This window comes from Candidatus Methylomirabilota bacterium (assembly GCA_035260325.1).
Classification (GTDB): Bacteria; Methylomirabilota; Methylomirabilia; order Rokubacteriales; family CSP1-6; genus AR19.
On sequence record DATFVL010000191.1, the window covers coordinates 17400 to 27060 of the forward strand.

The 9661-nt window shown below is 74.0% G+C and carries 12 protein-coding genes; all 12 read left to right on the plus strand.

The annotated features are described in order from the left end of the window. Positions 1 to 15 precede the first annotated feature (15 nt). Positions 16 to 1086, plus strand: coding sequence for a peptide chain release factor 1 (gene prfA / locus VKG64_12590; GenBank protein HKB25878.1), 1071 nt, complete (start codon positions 16 to 18; stop codon positions 1084 to 1086). After that, complete coding sequence (prmC, locus tag VKG64_12595; GenBank protein HKB25879.1) at positions 1086 to 1955, plus strand: peptide chain release factor N(5)-glutamine methyltransferase; 870 nt, start codon at positions 1086 to 1088, stop codon at positions 1953 to 1955. Before prfA ends, prmC begins: the two co-directional genes overlap by 1 nt. After that, positions 1955 to 3208 (plus strand): UDP-N-acetylglucosamine 1-carboxyvinyltransferase, encoded by a 1254-nt coding sequence (murA, locus tag VKG64_12600; protein ID HKB25880.1) that lies wholly within the window; start codon positions 1955 to 1957, stop codon positions 3206 to 3208. Before prmC ends, murA begins: the two co-directional genes overlap by 1 nt. Further along, the gene (hisG, locus tag VKG64_12605) at positions 3205 to 3840 is read left to right on the plus strand and encodes an ATP phosphoribosyltransferase (protein HKB25881.1); all 636 of its coding nucleotides are present in this window, start codon (positions 3205 to 3207) and stop codon (positions 3838 to 3840) included. The genes murA and hisG overlap by 4 nt, the downstream gene beginning before the upstream one ends. After that, positions 3837 to 5153, plus strand: a complete 1317-nt coding sequence (gene hisD, locus VKG64_12610; GenBank protein HKB25882.1) for a histidinol dehydrogenase — start codon at positions 3837 to 3839, stop codon at positions 5151 to 5153. Before hisG ends, hisD begins: the two co-directional genes overlap by 4 nt. Continuing rightward, on the plus strand, positions 5150 to 5755 hold the full coding sequence (gene hisB / locus VKG64_12615; GenBank protein ID HKB25883.1) for an imidazoleglycerol-phosphate dehydratase HisB: 606 nt from the start codon (positions 5150 to 5152) through the stop codon (positions 5753 to 5755). The genes hisD and hisB overlap by 4 nt, the downstream gene beginning before the upstream one ends. Positions 5756 to 5768: 13 nt before the next feature. After that, positions 5769 to 6401 carry an imidazole glycerol phosphate synthase subunit HisH gene (gene hisH, locus VKG64_12620; GenBank protein HKB25884.1) on the plus strand — a complete coding sequence of 211 codons (633 nt, stop codon included), beginning with the start codon at positions 5769 to 5771 and terminating at the stop codon, positions 6399 to 6401. Continuing rightward, entirely contained in the window at positions 6398 to 7123 is a 726-nt protein-coding gene (locus tag VKG64_12625) for a 1-(5-phosphoribosyl)-5-[(5-phosphoribosylamino)methylideneamino] imidazole-4-carboxamide isomerase (GenBank protein ID HKB25885.1), read from the plus strand. The genes hisH and VKG64_12625 overlap by 4 nt, the downstream gene beginning before the upstream one ends. After that, positions 7123 to 7893 carry an imidazole glycerol phosphate synthase subunit HisF gene (gene hisF, locus VKG64_12630; protein ID HKB25886.1) on the plus strand — a complete coding sequence of 257 codons (771 nt, stop codon included), beginning with the start codon at positions 7123 to 7125 and terminating at the stop codon, positions 7891 to 7893. Before VKG64_12625 ends, hisF begins: the two co-directional genes overlap by 1 nt. Beyond that, positions 7890 to 8540: a bifunctional phosphoribosyl-AMP cyclohydrolase/phosphoribosyl-ATP diphosphatase HisIE gene (hisIE, locus tag VKG64_12635; protein HKB25887.1), complete on the plus strand. Its 651-nt coding sequence runs from the start codon at positions 7890 to 7892 to the stop codon at positions 8538 to 8540. Before hisF ends, hisIE begins: the two co-directional genes overlap by 4 nt. 7 nt (positions 8541 to 8547) lie before the next feature. Next, the gene (locus VKG64_12640; protein ID HKB25888.1) at positions 8548 to 9057 is read left to right on the plus strand and encodes a hypothetical protein; all 510 of its coding nucleotides are present in this window, start codon (positions 8548 to 8550) and stop codon (positions 9055 to 9057) included. A 7-nt stretch (positions 9058 to 9064) separates the two neighbouring features. Further along, a partial coding sequence (locus tag VKG64_12645) for an ABC transporter permease (protein HKB25889.1) occupies positions 9065 to 9661 on the plus strand: 597 nt, incomplete at its 3' end.

Below are 9661 nucleotides of genomic sequence, written 5' to 3' on the forward strand. Positions count from 1 at the left end.
GTCCCGACCGTGATGCTGTTTGACAAGCTTCGCCAGATCGAGGAGCGGTCCCAGGAGATCGCCCGCGCGCTCGCCGACCCCGCCGTCCTGGCCCAGCCCTCCGAGTACGCGCGGCTCCGCAAGGAGTACGCCGAGACGGTCGAGATCGTCGAGCACTTCACCGCGTACCGCGACGTCCTGAAGCGCCTCGGCGAGGCCCGCCACATCCTGGCCGAGGGCGGCGACCGGGAGCTCCTGGAGCTCGCGCAGGCCGAGATCGACGAGCTGGGCGCTCGGCAGACGGTCCTCGAGGAGGAGCTGACCCGGCTGCTCCTGCCGCGCGACCCCAACGACGACAAGAACGTCTTCGTCGAGATCCGCGCGGGCGCGGGCGGCGACGAGGCTGCGCTCTTCGCGGCGGAGCTCGCGCGCATGTACACGAAGTACGCCGAGCGACGACGCTGGAAGATCGAGGTAATGGACGCCAGCGAGACGGGCGGCGGCGGCCTCAAGGACGTGATCCTCTTCGTCCAGGGCCGCGGGGCGTGGAGCCGGCTCAAGTTCGAGCGCGGCGTCCACCGCGTGCAGCGCGTGCCGGTGACCGAGGCGGCCGGCCGCATCCACACCTCGACCGTCACCGTCGCCGTGCTTCCGGAGGCCGCGGACGTCGAGGTGCGGGTGGACGAGAAGGACCTCAAGGTGGACGTCTACCGCTCCTCGGGCCCCGGCGGGCAGGGCGTCAACACCACCGACTCCGCGGTGCGCATCACGCACCTGCCGACCGGGCTCGTCGTAACGTGCCAGGACGAGCGTTCGCAGATCAAGAACCGGGCGAAGGCGATGCGCGTCCTCAAGGCGCGGCTCCTCGAGCGCGCCCAGCAGGAGCAGCAGGCGGCGATCGCGGCCGACCGCCGGAGCCAGGTGGGCACCGGCGAGCGGAGCGAGCGGATTCGCACGTACAACTTCCCCCAGGCGCGTGTGACCGATCACCGGATCGGGCTCACGCTGCACCGGCTGCCCGAGATCCTGGCGGGCGACCTCGACGAGCTGATCGAGGCGCTGACGGCGGCGGAGCAGACGGAGCGCCTGCAGCGGGTGGCGAGCTGATGGACGGCCGAGTTCCCACGCTCCACGCCCGGCTCGAGGCGGCGACCGCGATCCTCGCCGCGGCCGGCATCGCGACCGCCCGCGTGGAGGCCGAGTGGCTTCTCGCCGGCGTCCTCGGCGCCGGACGCTTCGACGCCAGGCTCGCGGGCGAGCGCGCGCTGCCGGCGACGCTCGCGGCGGAATTCGACGCGGCTGTCCGGCGGCGCGCGCGGCGCGAACCCCTCCAGCGCATCCTCGGCTGGGAGGGATTCCGCGGCCTCCGCATCCAGCTGACCGACGACGTCCTCGTGCCGCGGCCCGAGACCGAGATGCTCGCGGAATGGGCGCTCGAGCTCCTGCCGGCGCCACGCCCCGGCGTCCGGCCGCTCGCGGTGGACCTCGGCGCGGGCTCGGGGTGCATCGGCTGCGCGCTCGCCGCTGAGCGGCCGGATCTCGACGTCGTCGCGACGGACGTCTCGCCGGCCGCCGCCGCGGTCGCGCGCGACAACGCCGCGGCGCTCGGCCTCGGCGCGCGCGTCCGCGTGGTCGTCGCCGACCTGCTGGCGGGCGTCGAGGCGGCGCGCGCGGACCTCGTCGTGAGCAATCCGCCGTACGGCCCGAGCGCGATGCTCTTCGGCCTCGAGCCCGAGGTCTCGCTGCACGAGCCGCGCGTGGCGCTCGACGGTGGGCCCGACGGCCTGGCCCTCATCCGGCGAATCGTCGTCGCCGCCCGCGGCGTCCTGCGCCCCGCCGGGGCGCTCGTCCTCGAGACCCTGGGTGGCGCCCAGGCCGCGGCCGTCGCCGACCTCCTGCGGGCGGCGGGCTTCGGCGGCGTGGCGACGCGCGCCGACCTCGCCGGCGTCGACCGGTTCGTCGCGGGGAGGGCCTGATGCCCGCCCGGCTCGAGATCGAGGGCGGCGTCCCGCTGCGCGGCTCGGTCGCCGTGAGCGCGGCGAAGAACGCGGCCCTGCCAGCGCTGGCCGCGGCGCTCCTCACGCCGGCGCCCGTCGTCCTCACGAACGCGCCGGCCCTCGCCGACCTGCGCACGATGGCGCGACTCCTCGAGACGCTGGGGGGCACGGTCCGCCACGAGGGCGGCGCGCTCCGGGCGCAGGTCGCGCGGGTCACGAACGACTTGGCCCCCTACGAGCTGGTCTCGACGATGCGCGCGTCGGTCCTCGTGCTCGGCCCGCTCGTCGCGCGCCACGGGTCGGCGCGCGTCGCGCTGCCCGGCGGGTGCGCGATCGGCGTCAGGCCGATCGACCAGCATCTGAAGGGCCTCGCCAAGCTCGGTGCCGAGGTGACGATCGAGAACGGCTATATCGTCGCGCGCGCGAGCCGGCTCAAGGCCACGCGGATCGCGACCGATCTCGTGACGGTCACGGGGACCGAGAACCTCATGATGGCGGCCGCGCTCGCCGAGGGCACGACCGTGATCGAGAACGCCGCGCGGGAGCCCGAGGTGATCGACCTCGCGGCGCTGCTCAACCGCATGGGCGCGCGGATCGAGGGCGCGGGGACGGCGCGCCTCGAGGTCCAGGGCGTCCCGGAGCTCGGCGGCGCCACGCACCGGATCGTCGCCGACCGCATCGAGGCCGGCACGCTCATCGTGGCGGGCGCGATCACGCGCGGCGACGTCACCGTCACCGACCTGGTGCCGGACCACCTCTCGTCCGTCCTCGCGAAGCTCGAGGAGATCGGGGTCGCGCTCGAGGTCGGGCCGGCGTCGGTGCGCGTGCGCGGGCCCGACCGCCCGCGCCCGGCCGACGTCACGACGAGCCCGTTTCCGGGCTTCCCGACCGACATGCAGGCGCAGGTCATGACGCTCCTCGGCCTCGCCGACGGCCAGTCGCGCGTGACGGAGACGATCTTCGAGAACCGGTTCATGCACGTCGCCGAACTCGCCCGGATGGGCGCGCGCATCGAGACGGACGGCTCGATTGCGGTCATCCGCGGGGTTCCCCACTACCAGGGCGCGCCCGTGATGGCCTCCGACCTCCGCGCCTCGGCGGCGCTCGTGCTCGCCGGCCTCGCAGCGCGGGGCCAGACGGTCGTGTCCCGCGTCTACCACCTCGACCGGGGCTACGAGCGCCTCGAAGCGAAGCTCGGCGCGCTCGGCGCGCGGATCACGCGGCGGCCGTGAAAGATCTCCTGACGCTCGCGCTCCCCAAGGGCCGGCTGCTCGACGACGCGCTCGGGCTCCTCCGCCAGCTCGGCGTCGAGGGCATCGACCCCGACTCGCGCAAGCTCATCTTCACCGACGCGGCGCGGGACCTGCGCGTGCTGCTCCTCAAGCCCGCCGACATCCCCGCGTACGTGCTCTACGGGGCCGCCGACCTCGGTATCGTGGGCAAGGACATCCTGCTCGAGCAGGAGCCGGACGTCTACGAGCCGCTCGACCTCGGCTTCGGCGTCTGCCGCCTCGTCGTCGCCGAGCCGCGCGAGCTGTGGGAACGCGACGATCCGGCGAAGTGGTCGTGGGTGCGCGTGGCGACGAAGTACCCGCGGCTCACCGAGGAGTATTTCTCGAACCGCGGCGTGCAGGTCGAGATCGTCCGCCTCGACGGCTCGATCGAGCTCGCGCCGCTCGTCGGCCTGGCCGAGCGGATCGTCGACCTCGTCCAGACGGGCGAGACGCTCCGCGCGAACGGTCTCGTGGAGGTCGCCGAGATCACCCGCTCGACCGCGCGGGTCATCGTCAACCGCGCCTCGATGAAGACCGAGCACGCGCGCGTGACCGGGCTGATCGACGAGATGCGGGCCGCACGGCCATGATCCGGACGCTCGACGCCCGGGTCCTCGGGTTCGACGCCGTCGTCCGGGCGCTCGAGCGCTCGCCCGAGGCGGTGGCGCCCGAGATCCACCGCGTCGTGGACGAGATCCTCGCCGCCGTGCGGGCGCGGGGCGACGCCGCCCTGCTCGAGTACACGGCGCGCTTCGACGGCTTCCGTCCGTCGTCGCCGGCAGGGCTCGCGATCGCGCCGGCCGAGCTCGAGGTGGCCGGGCGCGCGCTCGAGCCCGGCGTCGCGGCCGCGCTCGCGTACGCGGCGGAGCGGATCGAGCGCTACCACTCGGCGGCCGCGCCGAAGTCGTGGCGCCTCACCGACGAGGACGGCTCGGTCCTCGGCCAGGAGGTCCGCCCCCTCGACCGTGTCGGCATCTACGTCCCGGGCGGGCGCGCGGCGTACCCGTCCACGGTGCTGATGACCGCCATCCCGGCGCGCGTGGCCGGCGTGCGGGAGATCGTGCTCGTGACGCCGCCCGGGCCCGGCGGTCGCATCGAGCCGGCGGTGCTGGCGGCGGCAAAGGTAGCGGGCGTGACCGAGGGCTGGCGGGTCGGCGGCGCCCAGGCCGTGGCGGCCCTCGCGTACGGGACGGCGACGATCCGCCGGGTGGACAAGATCGTCGGCCCGGGCAACGTCTACGTTGCCCTCGCCAAGGCGCGGGTCTTCGGCGAGGTCGGGATCGACATGGTGGCCGGGCCGAGCGAGGTCGTCGTCGTCGCCGACGCCTCGGCGGCGCCCGCGTGGGTGGCGGCCGACCTGCTCGCGCAGGCCGAGCACGATCCGATGGCGCGGGCGGTCCTCATCACCGACGCGGGGGCGCTGCTGCCGCGCGTCGCCGCGGCGCTCGAGAGCCAGCTCGCCGCGCTGCCGCGCCGGGATATCGCGGGCCCGGCGCTCGAGGCGAACGGCGCCCTGATCCGGGTGGCGACGCTCGAGGACGCGGTCGACCTCGCGAACCGTCTGGCGCCGGAGCACCTCGAGCTGATGGTGCGGGTGCCGGCGGCGCTGCTGCCGCGCGTGCGGCACGCCGGCGCCATCTTCATGGGCGGCCACACCCCGGAGGTCGTGGGCGACTACGTCGCGGGGCCGAACCACGTGCTGCCGACGGCGGGCACCGCCCGCTTCGCGTCGCCGCTCGGCACGGAGGACTTCGTCAAGCGGTCGAGCGTGATCGAGTACTCGCCGCGCGGGCTCGCCGCCGCGGCGCCGCACCTCGCGGCGCTCACGCGCGTCGAGGGGCTCGTGGGGCACGGCAGGGCGGCGGAGGTGCGACTCACCAACGACGGAGGGACCAGCGCATGAGCGCTCCGGGCACGGCACGGCAGGCGCGCGTCGAGCGCAAAACGAAGGAGACGGAGATCGCGCTGCAGCTCAACCTCGACGGCACGGGCGCCTCGAAGGTGCAGACGCCGATCCCGTTCTTCAGCCACATGCTGGAGGCGTGGGCGAAGCACGGCCTCATGGACCTCGCCGTCGAGGCGCAGGGCGACGTGGAGGTCGACCAGCACCACACCGTCGAGGACGTCGGGATCGTGCTGGGCCAGGCCCTGCGCCAGGCGCTCGGCGACAAGCGCGGCATCGTCCGCTTCGGCACCGCGTTCGTCCCGATGGACGAGACGCTCGTCTCCGCGTCCGTGGACGTGTCGGGTCGGTCGTTCCTCGTCTTCGGCGTGCCCGTCGCGCGCACGCGCGTCTCGAACTTCGACCTCGACCTCCTGCAGGAGTTTTTCCGTGCGCTCGCATTCAACGCCGAGGTCACGCTGCACGTCACCATGCACTACGGCCACAATCTCCACCACATCACGGAGGCCGTGTTCAAGGCCGTGGGGCGCGCGCTCGCCGACGCGACGCGGATCAATCCGCGGATCGCCGGCATTCTGCCGTCGACGAAGGGGACGTTGTGAGCGAGACCGGCTCGTGATCGCCATCATCGATTACGGCCGGGGCAACCTCGGCTCGGTCGAGAAGGCGTTCGTCCGCGTCGGCGTCCCGGCCGCGGTCACCCAGGACGCGCGGGCGGTGGACGAGGCCGAGGCGGTGGTGCTGCCGGGCGACGGCGCCTTCCACGACGCCATGGCGAATTTGACGTCCCTCGGGCTCCTGCCGGCACTCCGGCGCGCGCTCGACGGGACGCGGCCGTTCCTCGGGATCTGCCTCGGCTACCAGCTCCTGTTCTCAACGAGCGAGGAGTTCGGTGAGGGGCGCGGGCTCGACGTGGTCCCGGGCGCGGTTCGGCGGTTTCCGGCCGGCGAGAAGGTCCCGCACATGGGCTGGAACCAGGTCGAGCACGCGGGCGACCTGCGCCTCTTCGCGGGCGTGCCGTCGGGCGCCTTCTTCTACTTCGTCCACTCGTACTATCCGGTGATCCCGGACGGCGCGGACCTCCACGTGGCGTGGTGCGATTACGGGGTCCGCTTCGCGGCGGCGATCGAGCGCGGGCGGCTCTACGCGACGCAGTTCCACCCCGAGAAGAGCCAGCGCTGGGGGCTGCGTCTCCTCGAGAACTTCGCGGCGATCGTGAAGTCGTCGTCGGGGAGCGCCGCGCGGTGATCGTCATCCCCGCCGTGGACCTGCGCGGGGGCCGGGCGGTGCGGCTCCGGGAAGGGCGCGCGGACGCCGAGACCGTCTTCTCCGACGATCCGGTGGCCATGGCCATGCGCTGGAAGGCGCTCGGCGCGGAGCGCCTCCACGTGGTGGACCTCGACGGCGCGTTCGCGGGTGCGCCGCGGCAGAGCGCGCTCGTCGCGAAGATCGTCGCGGCGGTCGCGCCGGTGCCGGTCGAGGCCGGTGGCGGGCTCCGGACCCTCGCCGCGCTCGAGGCCGTGCTCGAGGCGGGGGCACGCTGGGCCGTCGTCGGCACGCGCGCCGCGCTCGACCCGGCGTTCCTCCTCGACGCGTGCCGGGCGCACGGCGGGCGCATCATCGTGGCCGTGGACGCACGGGGCGCCCGGGTGGCGGTGAAGGGCTGGACCGAGGTCGGGGAGGAGACGGTCGCGGACGTCGCGCGGCGGGCGCAGGACGCGGGCGCGGCCGCGCTCCTCTACACCGACGTGAGCCGCGACGGCACCGGGCTCGGACCGAACGTCGAGGACACCGCGGCGCTCGCGCGCACGGTGGCGCTGCCGGTGCTCGCGTCCGGCGGGGTGGCGTCCCTCGACGACCTCAAGCGCCTCGCGGCGGTGCCCGGCGTGGCGGGGTGTGTCGTGGGACGGGCGCTCTACACCGGCGCGCTCGACCTCGCCGAGGCCCTGCGGGAACTGGCGAGCGCCTGATGCTGGCGAAGCGGATCATCCCCTGCCTCGACGTCAAGGACGGTCGCGTCGTCAAGGGCGTGCGCTTCGTGGACCTGCGCGACGCCGGCGACCCCGTGGAGGCCGCGCTCGCCTACGACGCGCAGGGCGCCGACGAGCTCGTCTTCCTCGACATCACGGCGTCCCACGAGGCCCGCGCGATCATGCTCGACGTCGTGCGCCGGACGGCGGAGGGCATCTACATGCCGCTGACCGTCGGGGGCGGGATCCGCTCGATCGACGACGTCCGGCTCCTGCTGCGCGCCGGGGCGGACAAGGTCTCGCTCAACACGGCCGCGCTCGAGCGCCCCGGCGTGATCCGCGAGGCGGCGGAGCGCTTCGGCAGCCAGTGCATCGTCGTCGCCATCGATGCCCGCCGCGAGCCGGGCGCGCCCCTCCGGTGGGGCGTCTACACCCATGGCGGGCGACGCCCGGCGCGGCGTGACGCGCTCGCGTGGGCGCGCGAGGCCGTGGCGCTCGGGGCCGGCGAGATCCTCCTGACGAGCATGGACCGCGACGGCACGAAGGACGGCTACGACCTCGAGCTGACGCGCGCCGTCTCCGAGGCGGTGTCGGTCCCGGTGATTGCGTCGGGCGGCGCGGGCTCGCTCCCGCACCTCTACGAGGGCCTGGTGGACGGGCGCGCCGACGCCGTGCTCGCCGCGTCCATCTTCCACTTCGGCATCCACACGATCGCGGAGGCGAAGGCGTACCTGCGCGAGCGGGGCGTGCCTGTCCGGAGCGAGCCGTGACGCTCGACGCGCTCAAGTTCGACGCGCAGGGGCTCGTTCCCGCCGTCGTGCAGGAGGCGGACTCCGGCGAGGTCCTCATGGTCGCCTGGATGGACCGGGCGGCGGTCGACCAGACCCTCGCCACCGGGGTGACGCACTTCTGGTCGCGCTCGCGCGGGGTGCCCTGGCGCAAGGGGGAGACGTCGGGCCACACGCAGCACGTCCAGGCCGTCTACGCCGACTGCGACGGCGACGTCCTGCTGGTCCAGGTCCACCAGGACGGCGAGGCCTGTCACACCGGCCGGCGGACGTGCTTCTTCAACGCCCTCCGTGCCGACGCCGTGACGGGCGGGCCCGTCGCGCCGGCGAACATGCTCGAGCGGCTCGAGCGGACGATCGCCGCGCGGAAGGCGAACCCGCCGGCCGGCTCCTACGTGGCGAAGCTCCTCGCGGCGGGCGAGGGCGAGATCTGCCGCAAGATCGGCGAGGAGGCGACCGAGGTGATCACCGCGGCGCTCGGGGGCGAGGGCGACCGGCGGCTCGTCGCGGAGGCGGCCGACCTCTGGTTCCACACGCTGGTGCTGCTCGGCGCGCGGGGCATCCCGTTCCGCGAGGTGGTCGAGGAGCTCGCGCGGCGGCACGCGGAGCGTGCCGGGCCGGACCGCTGACCGCCGCGTGGACGCCGGTCGAATCGGGGCGCTGATCGTCGGCGCGGCCGCCGCGTGGGCGTTCGCCGGCTGCGCCGGCGGTCGCATCGAGGGCGGGATCTATCACTCGTCGAAGGGGTATCGCGTGACGCTTCCCGGGACGGAGTGGACCGTCGCGCAGGACAGCCGGGCCGACCTCGAGCTCCGGCACCGCGCGTCGCCCGCGGGCATCCTGGCGAACGCGTCGTGCGACGGCCGCGCGGCGGCCGGTCTCGGCGTCCTGACCCGCCACCTCCTCATGGGGCTCGATGGCCGAGCGACGCTCGAGCGTGACGAGGTGGACGTCAACGGGCGGCGCGCCGCCCACACCGTGCTCGAGGGCCGCCTCGGCGCCGGCGACGCGCCGGTGCGCGTCGAGACCTACGTGCTGAAGGACGCGCGGTGCGTCTACGACTTCGCGTACGTGGCGCCGCCCGCGTCGTTCGAGGCGTGGCGGGCCGAGTTCCGGCGGCTCGTCGAGAGCTTCGTGACGGAGTAGGGCGGGGATGGACACCTACCTCAGGCGCACGGTCGACTGGTACGGGGGCGTCGGCCTGCTCACGGGGCGCGTCGCCCGGAGCCTCGCGCTGCCGCCGAAGTACTTCCGCCTCATCGTGCGCGAGATCGAGGTGATGGGCGTGCAGTCGCTCGGGGTCGCGCTCACCGCCGCGATCTTCACGGGCATGGTGTTCACGATCCAGAGCGCGGTGAACATGGCGCGCTTCGGCGCCGAGAGCTACGTCGGTCCCCTCGTGGCGCTGGCGATCCTGCGCGAGCTCGGGCCCGTGCTGACCGCGATCCTGGTCGGCGGCAAGGTGGCGTCCGGGATCACGGCGGAGCTCGGCTCGATGAAGGTCACGGAGCAGATCGATGCCCTCCGGACGCTCGGCGTGAACTACATCAAGCGACTCGTCGTGCCGCGCGTGCTCGCGGCGCTCGTCGTGTTCCCGCTCCTGACCGTGCTGGCCGACACGGTCGGCGTACTGGGAGGCATGGTGATCATGTACCTTGAGCGCAACGCGGACATGTGGGCGTACTGGAACACCACGACGTACTGGGTCGTGCCGAAGGATTTCCTGACGGGCGTCGGCAAGTCGGTCTTT

Bases quoted from the DNA above. Each gene is read 5' to 3' on its own strand.
- hisD (HKB25882.1), top strand. From the start codon at position 3,837: ATGATCCGGACGCTCGACGCCCGGGTCCTCGGGTTCGACGCCGTCGTC.
- murA (HKB25880.1), top strand. From the start codon at position 1,955: ATGCCCGCCCGGCTCGAGATCGAGGGCGGCGTCCCGCTGCGCGGCTCG.
- hisB (HKB25883.1), top strand. From the start codon at position 5,150: ATGAGCGCTCCGGGCACGGCACGGCAGGCGCGCGTCGAGCGCAAAACG.
- hisF (HKB25886.1), top strand. From the start codon at position 7,123: ATGCTGGCGAAGCGGATCATCCCCTGCCTCGACGTCAAGGACGGTCGC.
- prmC (HKB25879.1), top strand. From the start codon at position 1,086: ATGGACGGCCGAGTTCCCACGCTCCACGCCCGGCTCGAGGCGGCGACC.